At 71.2% G+C, this 14,920-nt stretch carries 14 protein-coding genes; 6 read left to right on the top strand and 8 right to left on the bottom strand.

Going from position 1 to position 14,920, the window contains the following annotated elements; all coding sequences use genetic code 11:
- The first annotated feature begins 210 nt into the window (after positions 1 to 210).
- Positions 211 to 1,467 (top strand): serine hydrolase domain-containing protein, encoded by a 1,257-nt coding sequence (locus ACIQ7M_RS23630; protein ID WP_403647511.1) that lies wholly within the window; start codon positions 211 to 213, stop codon positions 1,465 to 1,467.
- A 24-nt stretch (positions 1,468 to 1,491) separates the two neighbouring features.
- On the opposite strand, the gene ACIQ7M_RS23625 is transcribed toward ACIQ7M_RS23630, so the two are convergent.
- Positions 1,492 to 3,837: a glycoside hydrolase family 65 protein gene (locus ACIQ7M_RS23625; RefSeq protein ID WP_403647508.1), complete on the bottom strand. Its 2,346-nt coding sequence runs from the start codon at positions 3,835 to 3,837 to the stop codon at positions 1,492 to 1,494.
- Positions 3,834 to 4,571 (bottom strand): beta-phosphoglucomutase family hydrolase, encoded by a 738-nt coding sequence (locus tag ACIQ7M_RS23620; protein ID WP_403647505.1) that lies wholly within the window; start codon positions 4,569 to 4,571, stop codon positions 3,834 to 3,836. The genes ACIQ7M_RS23625 and ACIQ7M_RS23620 overlap by 4 nt, the downstream gene beginning before the upstream one ends.
- Positions 4,572 to 4,700: 129 nt before the next feature.
- Between ACIQ7M_RS23620 and ACIQ7M_RS23615 the strand changes: the two genes are divergently transcribed.
- Positions 4,701 to 5,378, top strand: coding sequence for a nucleoside/nucleotide kinase family protein (locus ACIQ7M_RS23615; RefSeq protein WP_403647502.1), 678 nt, complete (start codon positions 4,701 to 4,703; stop codon positions 5,376 to 5,378).
- On the opposite strand, the gene ACIQ7M_RS23610 is transcribed toward ACIQ7M_RS23615, so the two are convergent.
- Together ACIQ7M_RS23610 and ACIQ7M_RS23605 are read right to left on the bottom strand one after the other, a co-directional pair.
- Positions 5,372 to 7,204, bottom strand: a complete 1,833-nt coding sequence (locus ACIQ7M_RS23610) for a hypothetical protein (RefSeq protein WP_403647499.1) — start codon at positions 7,202 to 7,204, stop codon at positions 5,372 to 5,374. The genes ACIQ7M_RS23615 and ACIQ7M_RS23610 overlap by 7 nt on opposite strands.
- A gap of 227 nt (positions 7,205 to 7,431) precedes the next feature.
- Positions 7,432 to 8,190 carry a peptidoglycan-binding protein gene (locus ACIQ7M_RS23605; RefSeq protein ID WP_403647496.1) on the bottom strand — a complete coding sequence of 253 codons (759 nt, stop codon included), beginning with the start codon at positions 8,188 to 8,190 and terminating at the stop codon, positions 7,432 to 7,434.
- A gap of 212 nt (positions 8,191 to 8,402) precedes the next feature.
- On the opposite strand from ACIQ7M_RS23605, the gene ACIQ7M_RS23600 reads away from it, so the two are divergent.
- The 4 genes from ACIQ7M_RS23600 to ACIQ7M_RS23585 all read left to right on the top strand — a co-directional run bounded on the left by ACIQ7M_RS23600 (position 8,403) and on the right by ACIQ7M_RS23585 (position 11,340).
- A complete protein-coding gene (locus ACIQ7M_RS23600; RefSeq protein ID WP_386983655.1) occupies positions 8,403 to 9,083 on the top strand; it encodes a DUF6445 family protein in 681 nt (226 codons plus the stop codon).
- A gap of 145 nt (positions 9,084 to 9,228) precedes the next feature.
- Positions 9,229 to 9,588 carry a luciferase family protein gene (locus ACIQ7M_RS23595; protein ID WP_386983657.1) on the top strand — a complete coding sequence of 120 codons (360 nt, stop codon included), beginning with the start codon at positions 9,229 to 9,231 and terminating at the stop codon, positions 9,586 to 9,588.
- A 375-nt stretch (positions 9,589 to 9,963) separates the two neighbouring features.
- Positions 9,964 to 10,734 (top strand): TetR family transcriptional regulator, encoded by a 771-nt coding sequence (locus ACIQ7M_RS23590; RefSeq protein WP_403647491.1) that lies wholly within the window; start codon positions 9,964 to 9,966, stop codon positions 10,732 to 10,734.
- A 231-nt stretch (positions 10,735 to 10,965) separates the two neighbouring features.
- Positions 10,966 to 11,340 carry a Zn-ribbon domain-containing OB-fold protein gene (locus tag ACIQ7M_RS23585; protein ID WP_386983692.1) on the top strand — a complete coding sequence of 125 codons (375 nt, stop codon included), beginning with the start codon at positions 10,966 to 10,968 and terminating at the stop codon, positions 11,338 to 11,340.
- A gap of 75 nt (positions 11,341 to 11,415) precedes the next feature.
- Here ACIQ7M_RS23585 and ACIQ7M_RS23580 read toward each other — a convergent pair whose 3' ends face one another.
- From ACIQ7M_RS23580 to ACIQ7M_RS23565, 4 genes are all read right to left on the bottom strand, one after another.
- Complete coding sequence (locus ACIQ7M_RS23580) at positions 11,416 to 12,222, bottom strand: pectate lyase (protein WP_403647488.1); 807 nt, start codon at positions 12,220 to 12,222, stop codon at positions 11,416 to 11,418.
- Positions 12,223 to 12,390: 168 nt separating this feature from the next.
- On the bottom strand, positions 12,391 to 13,368 hold the full coding sequence (locus ACIQ7M_RS23575) for a polysaccharide lyase family 1 protein (RefSeq protein WP_403647485.1): 978 nt from the start codon (positions 13,366 to 13,368) through the stop codon (positions 12,391 to 12,393).
- Positions 13,369 to 13,759: 391 nt separating this feature from the next.
- A complete protein-coding gene (locus ACIQ7M_RS23570; RefSeq protein ID WP_403647482.1) occupies positions 13,760 to 14,146 on the bottom strand; it encodes a PPOX class F420-dependent oxidoreductase in 387 nt (128 codons plus the stop codon).
- Between the two features lie 55 nt (positions 14,147 to 14,201).
- The gene (locus tag ACIQ7M_RS23565) at positions 14,202 to 14,837 is read right to left on the bottom strand and encodes an HAD family acid phosphatase (RefSeq protein WP_403647479.1); all 636 of its coding nucleotides are present in this window, start codon (positions 14,835 to 14,837) and stop codon (positions 14,202 to 14,204) included.
- Between the last annotated feature and the right edge of the window lie 83 nt (positions 14,838 to 14,920).

Here is a 14,920-nt window from a genome sequence, read left to right as displayed (position 1 = left end):
CGGCGTCAGCCCGTACCGCACGGACCGGGCACGCCCGGCACGCGGCCGCTTTCCGCCAATTCGCCGATTCCACCTCGCCGTTTCCGCGTCATCCCCATGGCGATGCAACCCGCGCGCCCCGTCAGCGCGTACAGATGGTGCCGTCGCCCGCATCCGCGGCGCGGCCGGGGCCGGGACGTCGGACCGGCAGATGGCACTCGGGAGAAGCAGATGGTCTCAGCAACGGCGGTTACGGGGACGGCGCTGGGCGCGGTCGTGGCGTCCCTGCTGGCGGGCCCGGCACAGGCCGTGACGCCGGCGGACCCGCACGACGCCGGCGGCGAACGGCCCGCGGTGGCCGCCGCCGCGGCGCCCGACGACGCGGGCCTGCGGGCGATCCTGCGGACGGCACGCTCCCAGGGAGCACCGGGGGCGATGGCCAGAATCGACGACAACGGCACGGTGCACCGGCTGGTCGAGGGGGTCGACGACCGGGCCACCGGACGGACCATCAGCACGAACGACCGGTTCCGCGTCGGCAGCGTCACCAAGACGTTCTCCGCCGTGGTGCTGCTCCAGCTCGTCGACGAGGGCAGGCTGAAGCTCGACAAGCCGGTCAACACGTATCTGCCGGGGCTCCTGCCCGACGACAGGATCACCGTGCGGCACGTGCTGAGCCATCGCAGCGGTCTGTACGACTACACCAACGACATGTTCGCCCGTTCCGTCTCCGGCTTCGAGGCCGTCCGCAACAAGGTGTTCGGCTACCGGGACCTGGTGCGGCTGTCGCTGCAGAAGCCGCGCACCAACGCGCCGGGCGCCGCCTACTCGTACTCGAACACCAACTTCGTCGTCGCGGGCATGCTGATCGAGAAGCTGACCGGGCACACCGTCGCCACCGAGTACCAGAAGCGCGTCTTCACCCCGCTGAACCTGGCCGACACCTTCTACGTCCACCCCTCCACCACGATCCCGGGCCGGCACGCCCAGGGCTACCTCAGGTCGGACACGGCCGGGGCGTCCCTGGTGAACTCCACCAAGCAGACGGCTTCCTGGGCGCAGAGCGCGGGCGCGATCATCTCCACCCCGCACGACCTGGACGTCTTCTTCTCCGCACTGCTGCGCGGCAAGCTCATGTCCGCCGCCCAGCTCACCCAGATGACGAAGTGGACCCGGGTCAACAGCACCACGTCCTACGGCCTCGGGCTGCGCCGCCGCGAGCTGTCCTGCGGGATCTCCGTGTACGGGCACACCGGCACCGTGCAGGGCTACTACACGTACGCCTTCACCACGAAGGACGGCAAGCGCAGTCTCACGGCCCTGGCCAACACCTCGAACAACACCACCGTGCTCAACACGATGTACCGCGCCCTGGAGCCCGCGTTCTGCGGCACGGCCGCGACCAGGGCGGCGGCACGCGTGGCCACGCCCGACGCGGCGCCCGCGGAGCGGCACGAGGACATCGCGCCCTCCGTCACCCGCGACTGACCCGCCGACGGCCCGCGCCGCGTCTCACCCCCGGGAGTTCGGCCGCCGGTGCGGCGGCTGGTCGGGGGCGGGGCGCAGCCGCGGTGCCGGGATGGGCAGGCTGCGGGGCTTGTCGGCGTCGACGGTGACGGGCTCGCGGTGGTGGCTGATCTCCAGCGGGTCACCGGACGCCAGCGTGTAGGTGGCGGCGTCCTGCCCGATCTCCACGCGCAGCCGGCGGCCGAGGACCTCTAGGGAGAAGGCGAGGCGGCTGAGGCGTTCCGGCAGCCGGGGCGCGAACTCCAGGGTCGCCCCGTGGTGGCGCAGCCCGCCGAAGCCGGCGACCAGGGCCGTCCAGGTCCCGGCGAGCGAGGCGATGTGCAGTCCGTCGCGGGTGTTGTGCTCCAGGTCCTCCAGATCCATCAGCGCGGCCTCGACCAGGTAGTCGTAGGCGAGGCCGGGATGGCCGGTCTCGGCGGCCATCACGGCCTGGCAGCAGGCCGACAGGGAGGAGTCGCGGACGGTGAGGGGTTCGTAGTAGGCGAAGTCGCGGGCCTTGTGCTCCTCGTCGAAGTAGGGGCTGCACTTGTAGAGGGCGAGCACCAGGTCGGCCTGTTTGACGACCTGCTTGCGGTAGATGTCGAAGTAGGGGAAGTGCAGCATCAACGGGTACTGGTCGGGGCGGGTGGCGGTGAAGTCCCAGCGCTGGTAGCGGGTGAATCCGGCGTGCTGCTCGTGGACGCCGAGTTCGTGGTTGTACGGGATGTGCATGGCCTCGGCCGCGTCGCGCCAGGCCGCGCTCTCCTCCTCGTCGACGCCGAGTTCCGCCGCCTGCCGGGGGTACCGCTCGACGGCGTCGGCGGCGGCCAGGAGGTTCGCGCGGGCCATCAGGTTGGTGTACGTGTTGTCGTCGGCGACGGCGCTGTACTCGTCGGGCCCCGTGACCCCGTCGATGTGGAACTTCCCCTGGTGGTCGTGGTGTCCCAGGGAGCGCCACAGCCGTGCCGTCTCGGTCAGCAGTTCGACGCCGGTGTCGCGTTCGAAGCGTGTGTCGCCCGTGGCGGCGGTGTAGCGGACGACGGCGTCGGCGATGTCGGCGTTCACGTGGAAGGCGGCGGTGCCGGCCGGCCAGTACGCCGAACCCTCCGATCCCGCTATGGTCCGCCAGGGGAACGCGGCTCCGCGCAGCCCGAGTTGGGCGGCCCGTTCGCGTGCGGCCCGGAGGGTGTTCTGGCGCCAGCGCAGCGCCTCGGCGACGGCGCCCGGCGAGGTGTAGGTGAGCAGCGGCAGGACGAAGGTCTCGGTGTCCCAGAAGGCATGGCCGTCGTAGCCGGAGCCGGTGAGGCCCTTGGCGGGGATGGCGCGCTGCTCGGCGCGGGCGCCGGCCTGGAGCACGTGGAAGAGGGCGAAGCGGACGGCCTGCTGGATCTGCTCGTCGCCGTCCACCTCGACGTCGGCGCGCGCCCAGTAGTCGTCGAGGTAGGCGCGCTGTTCGTCGGCGAGCTGCCGCCAGCCGCTGTGCCGGGCGGCGGCGAGGGCCGCGTCGGCCTGGTCGCGCAGCGCGGGCAGGGAGCGGTTGCCGGACCAGCCGTAGGAGACGAGCTTCTCCAGGCGCAGGGTGTGGCCCGGCTCCAGCACGGAGGTGACCGTGAGGCGGGCGACGTCGTCGCTGCTCTCACTGCTCAGAGTGGTCCCCTCCGGGCCGCTGACCGTGTGGTCGGCGGCCGCGGCGACCCGCAGGGCGCTGCGCCGGGTGCGGTGCACGAGCCGCAGCCGGCCCCCCGCCGCGAAGTGCTCCTCCGCCTCCAGCGGCGACTCCAGGGCGATCGCCGTCCGCGGATCGCCGTCACGGCCGGGCAGTTGCTCGTTGGCGACCAGCTCCGACTGGACGACCACCCTGATCCGGCTGTCGACGGCCTCCACCTCGTAGGCGACGGCCCCGATCGCCCGCTGGGTGAACGAGACGAGCCGGGTGGAGCGCACCCGGACCGTGGAGCCGGCCGGTGAGGTCCACTCGCAGGTGCGGGTGAGCAGCCCGGTGCGCAGGTCGAGGACGCGCTCGTGGGAGCGCAGCCGTCCGTAGCGCAGGTCGAACGGCTCGTCGTCGACGAGCAGCCGGACGATCTTGCCGTTGGTGACGTTGATGACGGTCTGCCCGGACTCCGGATAGCCGTAGCCCGCCTCCGCGTAGGGCAGCGGGTGTGTCTCGTGGACGCCGCCCAGGTAGGAGCCGGGCAGACCGTGGGGTTCGCCCTCGTCGAGGTTGCCGCGCCAGCCGATGTGGCCGTTGGCGAGGGCGAAGACGGACTCGCTCTGCGGCAGCAGTCCGAGGTGGAGCTCGCTCTCGCGCAGGGCCCAGGGCTCGACTCCGTACGAGGAATGAGTGATCACGGGCGCTCCCCCAGTTCGTCCAGATCCCGTACGACGATGTCGGCGCCGTGGGCACGCAGGGCGGCGCTCTGGCCCACACGGTCCACGCCGACGACGTACCCGAAGTGGCCCGAGCGGCCCGCGTCCATGCCGGCGAGCGCGTCCTCGAAGACGGCGGCCTCGGACGGGGTGACGCCGAGGTCCTTCGCGGCGGCCAGGAAGGTGTCGGGGCGCGGCTTGCCCGGCAGTCGCCGTTCGGCGGCGACGACACCGTCGACGCGTACGTCGAAGAGGTCCTCCGCCCCCACCGAGCGCAGGACGTCACGGCAGTTGGCGCTGGAGGAGACGACCGCGGTGCGCAGGCCGTGCGCCCGGACCGCCTCGATGTAGCGCAGGGTTCCCTCGTAGGCCTCGACCCCGTCGGTGCGGATCATGTCGAGAAGCAGCGCGTTCTTGCGGTTGCCGAGTCCGTGGACGGTTTCCCGGTCCGGCGGGTCGTCGGAGGTTCCTTCGGGGAGTTGCATGCCGCGTGAGGCGAGGAAGGACCGTACGCCGTCGGCGCGTGGCAGGCCGTCCACGTGGGCGGCGTAGTCGGCGTCGTCGAAGGGACGGAATCCGTCGCCCTCGCGTTGGCGCAGGAAGTCGTCGAACGTCCGCTTCCAGGCGGCCGCGTGGACCACCGCGGTTCTGGTGATGACGCCGTCGAGGTCGAAGAGGCAGGCCAGGATCTGTTTCGGCAGGCCGAGCTCAGTCATACGAGGAGTCTGCCCCCGGGATCGGCCTCCACCGGGTGGCGAGCGCCACATCACCGCCCTGGCCCAGGGGCCGTCGTCGATACTGGAGGGCATGGAGATCGCTGCCCCCGCGCCCGGGTCCGGGCTCGTATGACCGAGGCGGGTCCGTCCTTCGGTGAACTGGTCGAGCGGGCCGCCGCACTCGTACGGCCCGGCCGGCGCGCCCTTCTCGGGATCGCCGGCAGCCCTGGGGCGGGCAAGACGACGCTCGCCGAGCGGCTGGTCGGACGGCTCGGCGAGATCGCGTCCTTCCCCGTCGCCCACGTACCGATGGACGGGTTCCATCTCGCGGACGCCGAGCTGGACCGGCTGGGGCGCCGGGACCGCAAGGGCGCTCCGGACACGTTCGACGCGGCGGGGTACGCGGCGCTGCTGCGCAGGCTGCGCGAGGACGAGGAGGAGCTCGTCTACGCGCCCGGTTTCGAGCGGGTCCTCGAACAGCCCCTGGCGGGGGCCCTCGCGGTTCCCCGGACGGCCCGTCTGATCGTCACCGAGGGGAACTACCTGCTGCTGCGCGAGGACGCCTGGGCGCGGGCTCGTGCGCAGCTCGACGAGGTGTGGTTCTGCGAGCTCGACGAGGCGGACCGTGTCCGGCGGCTGGTCGCGCGCCACGAGGAGTTCGGGAAGGACCACGACACGGCGGTGGCGTGGGTGCTGGGGACGGATCAGCGCAACGCCGAGCTGGTCGCCGCGACCCGGGACCGCGCCGACCTCGTCGTCGGACCGGCGGTCGTCGGAACGGGCGCGGGCGGACCGGCGGGTCAGTGAGGCCGGATCCCGCCTTCGGGCTCCCCGTACGCGTCGCCCCGCGGATCGCCGATCCAGGCGGTGAACTCCTCGGTGCGGAAGGCCGGCCGGGCCGAGGAGCCGGCGAACGTGGGGGTGTAGGGGCCGCCGGGTCCGTAGCGGACGGCGAAGACGTGCAGGTCGTCCGGAGCGTCGGGCACGGGGTCCGCTTCGAGGGCCGTGGAGGAGACGAGGTGGCGCCAGCCCTCGTCCGGGTTGCCGTGGACGCGCGGGTCGGCGGCGAGCGCGAAGGCCGCCTCCTCCTGGGTGGTGTCCGACCGTGCGTCGAAGTGGTCCGCGCCCGTCGAGCGCGGGTGTGTCAGCCGCAGGCCTCCGGCGGACATCACACGTGCCTCGGCGGTCCGGCGCACCCGCTGCCCGTCGTCGGCGGCGTACGGCAGCCCGGCTAGCAGGTAGGGGCTGCCCGGCAGGCGTTCCACGACGACCGTCGTCCACAGCCGGGTGCCGTCGGTGACGTACAGGGACCGGACGTGGCGCAGGACGTGGTCGGGGCCGACGACGGGCTTGGTGACGAGTTTGGCGGTCAGTGGACCGGCGCGCAGATCACGGACGCGGACCGCGCCCACGGGACGGCAGTACAGAAAGCCCTCGGCGACCGGGCCGAAGCCGTGCTGCCTGTTCACCGCGGCGGCCAGGCAGTACGTGCCGGCGGCCTCCACCAGAGCGGGCGTCATCCGGTCGTCGAAGGCCACCGAGACGGTGCCCGAACGGAGTTGATGCCGTAGCGGGCCCTGCGAGGGGAGGCGGTGCCAGGGTGAGCGGTCCTGGATCTGCCAGACCAGCATGAACGCGAAGTGGCCGTCGACGCCGCCGTCGCGGTGGACCGCGTGCCGGCCCCAGCGGGTGTCGCCGCGGTAGCGTCCGAGGTCGGCGCCGACGCGACGGCCGAAGTAGCGCAGCCCGAGGACGGCCTCGAAACCGCAGTGCTGTTCGCTGTACCGGGGGCCTCCCACGTCGAACCCGCCGACGGTCAGCCGTGCGTCGATGTACCGGGCGAGCGCCTCGCCGTCCTCGGCGAACACGTCCTCGCCGCTGACGCGGTGGGCCTGCGCGAGGAAGGACAGGGAGATGGGCCCGTAGTTGTTGTCGTACGCGCCGCGGTGCTCGGGCGGCAGCAGGGCGCCCCGGTCCCGTACGCGGTGGGCGCGGATCTCCTCCCGGTACAGCCGCATGGCCCGTGCGCGCACGGATTCGGCCTGCACGGCGGGGAGTTGACCGGCGAGCATCAGACCGCCGACGACACAGGCGATCGCCTGGTTGCCCGCCTCCTGCGGGTTGAAGAAGGTCACCTCGGTCGGCCGGCGCCAGTAGCCGTGGGCCAACTCAACGAGTTCCTGGCGCTGTTCGGCGTCGAGGATGCCGTCACCGGCGTCCAGGACGTTCAGGGCCTGGAGCAGCGCCCACACCGTACTGGGCCAGTCCCCCAGCGGGTGCGCGCCCGCCTCCGGTACGTAACGGGCGTACGGCTCGCCCGAGTCGCGGCGGCGCAGGTTCGGATAGCCGGGATTGTCCTCGGTGGGGACGCGTTCGCGCAGATGGAAGGCGAGGCTGCGCCGGACGGCCTCGGGCAGACGGGCGTCCCCGGAGCGCTGCCAGGCGAGGGCCAGCAGGGAGGTGATCCCGAGCGAGGTGTCCCCGATGTCCTCGCGGGCGGCGGGGTGTTCGAGGTTCCCCTCGGGCGTGATCCGGGCGAGCGCCTGTTCGGCGACGGCCGCGAGGACGGCGTCGTAGGCGTCCGGATCGTCGGGGAGGTCGTGCAACGCGCCCCGCTGGTAGGGAAGATGCACGGCGGATCAGCCCCTCGCGCCGGAGGTCGCCCCGTCGCGGCCAGGATCGCGCGGACGCCGGGTGGGCGGGTGAGCGCGAGCGGGAGCGGAGGTGTCGGCCTCACGAACAACGCGGTCCACGGGAGCGGGGCGTCCGGGGCACGGGCGTGGCGGTGTCCGGCAGGACGGGGAGGGGGGTGGCCGGGGCGGAGGGAGCGACCGTCACCGCGCCGGCCGCCCCGGCCGTCTCAGGGGGCCGCCGTCCTGGATTCCAGGTCGGCCCGGGTGTCGTCGCCGTAGACACCGGACTCGTCGCCCCGGATGCCGTACCAGAGCTGGAAGCGGGCCACGGCCGCCGTGAGCGCGGCGTCGTAGGTGCCGCTGGTGCTGCCGTGGTCGTACACGTCCGGGACGCGGAGCAGGCGCTGCTGAAGGGCCGTCACCTCGGGTCCGCTGTCCCCCTGCCGGAGCGTGCCGGCGCCGTCCGGGTCGGCGGCACGGTCGGCCGGTGCCGTCGGGGAGTGTTCCCCGGCCGCCCCGGACGCGTCGCCCCGAGCCGCGCCCGGCACCAGGAGGGCGAGGGCGAAGCCGGTGAGACCCGCCGCCGCGACGGCGAGGGCTATCGCGGCTCGGCGCAGACCCGGACCGCGCGCCGGTCCATGGGCGCCTCCGGGCCGCTTCTCGTGAGAGCGTGCTTCACCGGCGGGTGCTCCCTCGGCCGCCTGGACCCCGTACGCCGGCGGAGTGTCGGCGGTGTAGTCCTCGCCTCCCGGGACCGGCGGCAGTTCCTCGGTCTCGTCCTCCTCCAGGACGGGCAGGAGCCGTACGAGGGGTGTCGGCGCGGAGACCGGGGCGAAGGCGTCGTCCGCGTCGTCGGTCATCCCCTCCTTCTCCCGCACCTGCCGGAGCAGCTCCGCCAGGGACTCGGAGCGGCGGCGGCGCTCGATGTGCGTGGGTTCGATCACGGAGCGCCCGCTGGGCCCCCCGCGTTCGGGCCGTGTCGACACACTGCTCTCCTTCCGTGCACGCGGTCTCCCGCCGTCCCTGTGCAGTGATACGCGGGATCGGCCCGGGACGTTCACCGCGCACCCGGTGACCACCCGCGACCCTGGCTCTTGGCCGATTCATGAACCGAATTGGCCGATCCATGAACCGAGTTGGCGGAAGGTTGACCCGTTCCCTGGAGATCGCTGACGGATGCGTCAATATCGTCGGCCGCATGCCCCCACAACCTCCGAGATCACCGGCGTTGCCGGTCCTCCCCTATCGCAAGCCCACACGCGACCGAGACTACTGGGTCTTCGACGACGTGCTGCCCGACCCGGACGCCGTACGGGCCCGGTGCGTCGGCCGGGACGACTGGGCCAAGGGCCACCCGTACACCTCGGAGAGCTGGCCGGGCCTGCGGACGATGCCGGGTCTGGAGCCCGGCGAACTGGCCCGCGTGGAACGGCTGGTGAGGAAGGCCACCGGCGCCCCGAAGCTGTGGCAGCAGTCGACCCCGTCGGGCGCCACTCTCAACCACAACTGCGTCCAGGTCGTCGGCAAGGACGAGGGAGAGCCCCGCCCCCACACGGACTCCCGCGCCCTGTGCCGGTACGCGGCGGTGCTCTATCTGAACCCGAACGTCGCCAAGGACTGCGGAACGGCCTTCTTCCGGCAGGCTCTGCCCGGCGGCCGACTGGGCGGCAATGTCGTCGTCGCACCGCACAACAATCTGGTCGAGGCCCTCGGTACACGTTTCGTCCCGCCGGACTCCTTCGTCGAGGACATCCGCGTCCCGCACCGCTACAACCGGCTGCTCCTCTACAACGCCAACCTGATGCACAGCGCCACCGGCTACTGCGGGACCACCATGGAGGACAAACGGATGACCGCCGTCTTCTTCTGGATGGCGTGAGCCGGACCGGCCCCGGCGGAATCCCGGGATGGATGGTTGAAGCCTCTTCAATTACCAGGCGAAAACCGGACATTCCCACGCGGTGGAGGGATGACATCCGCGCCAAGTTCTGGTGGCCGGGAGGTGTGCTCGTCATGATGGGCGCATGACCTTGGCCTCCAGAGCCATGACGCGACTGGCGAACTGGCCGGACCTCGCGGAATCCCCGCCGAGTTGCGGCACGGGGCGCGCGCTGTGCGCGGCGCAGTGCGAGATCGTCCATTTCCATTCCGAACACGATGTCGACCTGCACCTCACCGACCGGGCCATCCGGCGCTTCGAGGATCACCTCAAGACCTCGACGGCCATTCGTGTGGTGCCCGGCTCCCGCTGGGTGACCATCCATCTGGAGGTCGACTCGGACATCGACCTCCTGCTGACCCTGGTGAGCGTCGCCCTTCAGGCCCACCTGAACGGACACCTGGCGGGCGACGACATCTTCTCGGCGACCTGCAACGACCACTGACCGGCACCCCGACCGACCGGGACCGACACGCCTGGACCGGCAGGAACGCATCGAGCCTCGGCACTCGTGCGGGAACGAGTGCCGAGGCTCTTCGCACCGCGTCGTCCGGGGGCGACGACGCGGCGGGCCATGGCTCGACCTCATAGTCGATCACTGCTTATGGACTGTCAACTTCGCTCTCTGCAAGCGGAGTTCACCTGTGAGCACCCATCATCCACATGAGGGAACGCCACTCTCCGAGGATCGGCCCGGGGGCTGCCGGGGCCGTCCCCGGGCCGACTCTCGTACACGTCGGGCGAGAAGGGCCAGGGAACTCAGTCCCCCATGAGAGTGCACCGAGTGCCACCATCTCGGACTCGATGCTAGTTTCCGACCATGAACGAGGCACCGGGGCGCCGGGAACCCGCCGACGCGACCACCGTCAAGCCGCCGATGCGGGACGCCCTGGTGGGAGCCGCTTTCCAGCTCTTCCTGGAGCGCGGCTACGAGGAGACCACCGTCGACGACATCGTGGCCCTCGCCGGCGTCGGACGGCGTTCGTTCTTCCGCTATTTCCCGTCCAAGGAGGACGTGGTCTTCCCCGACCACGAGCGTTGCCTGGCCGACATGACGGCGTTCCTCGGCGAGGACGCCGGCACCCAGGACCCGGTGCGACGCGTCTGCGACGCCGCCCGGCTGGTGCTGCGCATGTACGCGGAGAACCCGACGTTCTCCGTGCAGCGCTATCGCCTCACCAAGAAGGTGCCCGGCCTGCGCGCGTACGAACTGTCGGTCGTCTGGCGTTACGAGCGTGCCCTCGCGGAGTATCTGCGCGGGGTGTCCGCCGGGGTCCGCGCGGACACGCTGCGCGCCGACGTCGTCGCCGCCGCCGTGGTCGCCGCGCACAACAACGCCCTGCGCTCCTGGTTGCGTTCGGACGGAACGGGTGACGCCGAGGTGGCGGTCGACAAGGCTCTCGGCTACGTGCAGAGGACGTTCGGAGCCACGCCCGCCGAGCCGGTACGCGAGGAGGCGGTGGAGGCGGAGGGCGCGGTGGAGGCGGACGACGTGGCGCGGGCGGAGGACGTGGTGGTCGTCGTCTCGCGTCGCGGGACGCCCATGTGGCGCGTGGTGCGGGAGATCGAATCGGCCTTCGCGCGGGACTGAGCGCGGGCCGCCCCCGGGCGGCCGGCGCCGGCCGGCTCCGGTGACCTTCTTTCATTTGAGGGTACGGAGTGCCTTTACGAGTGGCACTCAGTGCCATAACCTGTGGTCGTGCACGGCGTTCCGCGCACATCAGATTCCGGCCGAGCGCAGGGAGATGACATCGTGTACCACCCAGGAATCGCCCTTCACCCGGGCCTCAACGCGTCGACGGACGTGCTCGACGCGGGTTCCGTGGAGCGCCTCGACACCGCTTCGGCGGAACGCGCCGGGGACGTACTTCTCTTCCAGCGGTGCCACTGGTGCGCCACCGCCATGTACAACCGCCTGCTGTGTCCCGTGTGCGCGGGCAGCGACCTGCGTACGGAGGCGAGCGCGGGCACGGGCGTCGTGCGCCACTCCACGGTGATCCACCGCAACACCCCGGCCGCCCGCAACGTCTCCCTCATCGAGATGGCGGAGGGCTTCACGGTCAGGGGCCGGGTCATGGGTTCGCCCGCCGCCATCCACAGCGGCGACCGGGTCCAGCTCTCCACCGCCCAGGACCCGGTGCGCCGGCAGCCGGTGTTCCAGCTCGTCGACGGCCCGTACGGCGGCGGCTGGGGCTGAGCGCCCGCGCGCCGCCGTGCGCGGCTGGACGAACCGGCCTGTGGGGCCGGACCGTTCAGCCGCCGGAGACGACCGTCAGCCGTAGGTGATGTCGGACGTCGCGTACTTGCAGTAGGTGCCGTCGGGGCCGCTGCCGTTCGTCGTCGGCTCGGCGCCGGTGTTGTTGCCGACGTACTTCTGGCAGGGGACGATCTTCTTGCCGCTGTCCCCGACGATCCTGATGGACTTGAGGGTCGCGCTGTCGCCGTAGTTGGTGTTGATGCCGACGAGCTTGCTTCCCTTGTAGGTCGCCTCGATGGCGCTGAGGTTGATGGTCCGCTTGTACTGCGTCTTGCAGTTGCCGCAGGACCGGACGAACGTGCCGAAGGTCTGCACGGCGAAGTTCGACACGTTCAGCGTTCCGGCGCCGTTGAACTGGAACACCTTGTCGCTGGCCTCCTTCGCGCCACCGCCGCTGACGGTGTAGACGTTGGACGACGAGGAGCCGAGGAACGTCGCGGCGTCCTCGCCGACGTCCTCCCACCAGACGTTCTGCAGGGTGCAGCTGCCCAGGCAGTGAATGCCGTCCGCCGCGGGCGAGCCGATGATGACGTTCTTCAGGACGGCGCCCGCGGCCAGTTCCAGGATCGGCCCCTGGTCCTCGTCCTGGCTGCCCGTGCCCAGGTCGCCCGTGCCGTAGAGGCGCTTCATCCCGTAGTCCTTGGTTCCGGAGACCGAGATGGTGGAGGAGACGGCCTGACTGCCGGTCGCGGTGGGCCAGGTGGCGGCGCTCGCCGGTGTCAGGGCGCCGTCGGCCATCACCATGGCGACCGAGAGGCCGAGTGCGGCGAGGGTGCCGGTGAGGGCGCGCCGCCTGGCGCGCGGACGTGCTGATGACGTCATGTCCCGATGCCTTCTTCCCGTGGGGTGATGAAGCAGGGTGGTGAAGCGGGGTCGGTGGGGGTGCGGTTGGTGGGGGTGCGGTTCGTGGAGTGCGGTCGGCGGAGCGGGATGCCGGTCGGACTCCCGGGGGGGGGGCGGTCGGCCGACCGAGGGCCCGAAGGCGGCGCGTCAGAGCTTCCCGGTGCCCGCGCCGGACGTCACCGAGGCGATGACCGTCGAGGCCGGCTCGGCCGTGTAGCCATAGGGCGGCTTCGTGAACGTGCCGACCTGCGAGATCTCGGTCGCGGCTCCGCCGAGGTCGTTGCCGCTGAGGTTGACGTAGCCGTCCACGTCGCTGTCGCGGTTCGTGGTGACGGCGACCGCCGTGCTCCGGAAGACGTTGTTCTCGACGAACAGTTGGGCGCCCATGCGGGAGTGCACCGCGGTGTCGGCGCCGACGACGTAGTTGTCGTAGAAGTGCCCGGTGCCGAAACGCAGGCTGGGGATGCGGGAGTTGACGTTGTTGAACCAGTTGTGGTGGTACGTCACCCGCAAGTGCCCGGTGTCCTCGCTCGCGTTGTTGTCGCTGTGGCCGACGAGCGAGCCCTTGTAGTGGTCCTTGAACGTGTTCCAGGAGACGGTGACGTAGTCGGAGGCGTGGGTGATGTCGACCAGGCCGTCGTAGTAGTCCTTGTCGTGGTCGCGGTCCGACGAGAAGGCGTTGTGGTCGATCCACACCTTCGTCGAGGCCTGCACGGTGATCCCGTCGGCGGGCGCGACCGGCTTGCTGATGTTCAGGTTGCGGACGACGACGTTGGTGACCTTCTTCAGCCGCAGTCCGCCACCGGTGAACCCGGACGCCGAACCGACGCCGAGGACCGTGGTGTTGGAGCCGATGTCGACCTGGCCGCTGAGCGAGATCAGGCCGCTGACCTTCACGACCTTGGCCGTGTCACCGGTGACGGCGGTCTTGAAGGCGGCGAGTGTCGTGACGGTGACGGCGGTCGCGCCGCCGCCGCCGGTGGTCCCGGCGCCGAAGCCGACCGGCGCGGTCTCGGCCGCCGCGGCCGACTGGGGCAGCACGAGTGCGGCGGTGACCGCCAGGGCGGCGGCCCCGATGACCGGCAGGGCCGGGCGAATGCGCCGGCGTGGGGGGAGCGTACGCATGCGGGTGTGTCCCTTCAGAGGCGACTCTGGACATGTACACGGATGCCGTACCTGTATCTGAACAGCGCAGGGTGTGCGACACGACGTTCACGGTCCGAACGCGAGCCTCGATGATGCGACTTGCCCAGGTGGTGCGGCTCATAGAGCTGATGTCTCGTATGCGAGATGTCACACGTGGGTCACGCTGCTGAACGGGAACGTAGGCGGAAAGCGCTTTCTAGTCAACGTCTCCCGCAGTACACATCCGGCCAACTCCCGTGCCGGCCACGCACCCACGCCGCCGTGGACGGCTGGGCGGGCATGCGAAAGGGAGGGCGCCCTCGGCGCCCTCCCGGGATACAGCTCACGGCTCGCAAGCCGTCCTCACGACGCAGACGTCACAGCGGAGGCGTCACGGGGACAGGGTGATCCGGATGCCGACCGTGCCGCTCTCGCCGCGGCGAAGGCGGCTGCCGAACAGGGTGACCCGGCCCACCAGCCCGTACTTGCGGGCGAGGAGCTTGCGGTAGCGGGCCGTCTCCGCCGCGTCGACGATCTCGGCCGTGGCGGGGACCGGCTCGCCCGTCGGCCTGCCGCGCACGTCGCACGAACCGACCAGGACGTCGGCCCGATTGCGGATCCGCTTCACCTTCCAACTGTCCGCGACGGTCCAGGCGCACAGCGCCGCGCCGTCCCGCACCACCCACACGGGCGTGGCGACCCCCGTACCGTTCTTGCGATAGCTGGTGATCAGCAGGTACTTGCCCGATCCGAGCGTGTCCAGCGAGGCCTCGTCCATGGCCGAAGTTTAAGGGCGCCGGTCCGCGGCCCCGCCGGCGCCCGAGCCGTCCGGGTCAGGACAGCTGGCCGTCGTAGTCCGGCAGCTTGAACGTGCGCTCCGCGTGGCCGCCGACCAGGTCGGTGGTGTTGTTGCCGACGTTGGCGATGATCGTGTACCCGCGGGACTCGATCTCCGCGCGCTTGCCGGTCTTGTAGGTGCTGACCTCGTCGAAGAGGTCGGGCAGATCACGCACGTAGAGCCCGTCGACCGGGTAGCCGGCGCACTTCAGGTTCCACTTCGTCTCACTGGCGATGATGCCCGGACGGGCGGTCACGAAGAACACGGCCACGCCCCGGGAGTGGGCGTAGCGGGCGAGGGCCAGCGAGGCCTTGACCGCCGGGGTGGGCAGCTCGTACCAGGGGTGGAAGTCCGTCTCCAGCGCGGTGTTGTCGATGTCGAACACGACCGCGAGCTTCTGGCCGCCTGCGTTCGCGGTGCGCTGTTCGACGTACGGCACCGCCTGGTCGATGACGGCCTGGACATCGCTCTGCCAGGTGGCGTAGTCGACATCGGCCGTCGCGGAGGCGCTCGCGACCGCCTGGGCCGGGGCCGCGGCGGCGGAACCGGCCGCACCGACCGTCCCCCCGATCCCGAACGCCACGACCGCCGACACCGTACCTATCCGCCGCACCACACCACGTCGCGTCATGCCTGTCCCCTTTTCACATCTGCTCGTCGGAGTGCGCGAGTTGGTCGAACCCGCACATCGAGAAGGCGACGGTGCCTGGCTCC

The organism is Streptomyces sp. NPDC096324, from assembly GCF_044763015.1.
Classification (GTDB): Bacteria; Actinomycetota; Actinomycetes; order Streptomycetales; family Streptomycetaceae; genus Streptomyces.
Note: the sequence above shows the minus strand (reverse complement) of the source record. Positions and strands in the feature narration are given on the sequence as shown.

Excerpts from the sequence above, each read along its gene's own strand:
- ACIQ7M_RS23630 (WP_403647511.1), top strand. The coding sequence starts at position 211 with ATGGTCTCAGCAACGGCGGTTACGGGGACGGCGCTGGGCGCGGTCGTG.
- ACIQ7M_RS23620 (WP_403647505.1), bottom strand. The coding sequence starts at position 4,571 with ATGACTGAGCTCGGCCTGCCGAAACAGATCCTGGCCTGCCTCTTCGAC.
- ACIQ7M_RS23615 (WP_403647502.1), top strand. The coding sequence starts at position 4,701 with ATGACCGAGGCGGGTCCGTCCTTCGGTGAACTGGTCGAGCGGGCCGCC.
- ACIQ7M_RS23600 (WP_386983655.1), top strand. The coding sequence starts at position 8,403 with ATGCCCCCACAACCTCCGAGATCACCGGCGTTGCCGGTCCTCCCCTAT.
- ACIQ7M_RS23595 (WP_386983657.1), top strand. The coding sequence starts at position 9,229 with ATGACCTTGGCCTCCAGAGCCATGACGCGACTGGCGAACTGGCCGGAC.
- ACIQ7M_RS23590 (WP_403647491.1), top strand. The coding sequence starts at position 9,964 with ATGAACGAGGCACCGGGGCGCCGGGAACCCGCCGACGCGACCACCGTC.
- ACIQ7M_RS23580 (WP_403647488.1), bottom strand. The coding sequence starts at position 12,222 with ATGACGTCATCAGCACGTCCGCGCGCCAGGCGGCGCGCCCTCACCGGC.
- ACIQ7M_RS23575 (WP_403647485.1), bottom strand. The coding sequence starts at position 13,368 with ATGCGTACGCTCCCCCCACGCCGGCGCATTCGCCCGGCCCTGCCGGTC.
- ACIQ7M_RS23570 (WP_403647482.1), bottom strand. The coding sequence starts at position 14,146 with ATGGACGAGGCCTCGCTGGACACGCTCGGATCGGGCAAGTACCTGCTG.
- ACIQ7M_RS23565 (WP_403647479.1), bottom strand. The coding sequence starts at position 14,837 with ATGACGCGACGTGGTGTGGTGCGGCGGATAGGTACGGTGTCGGCGGTC.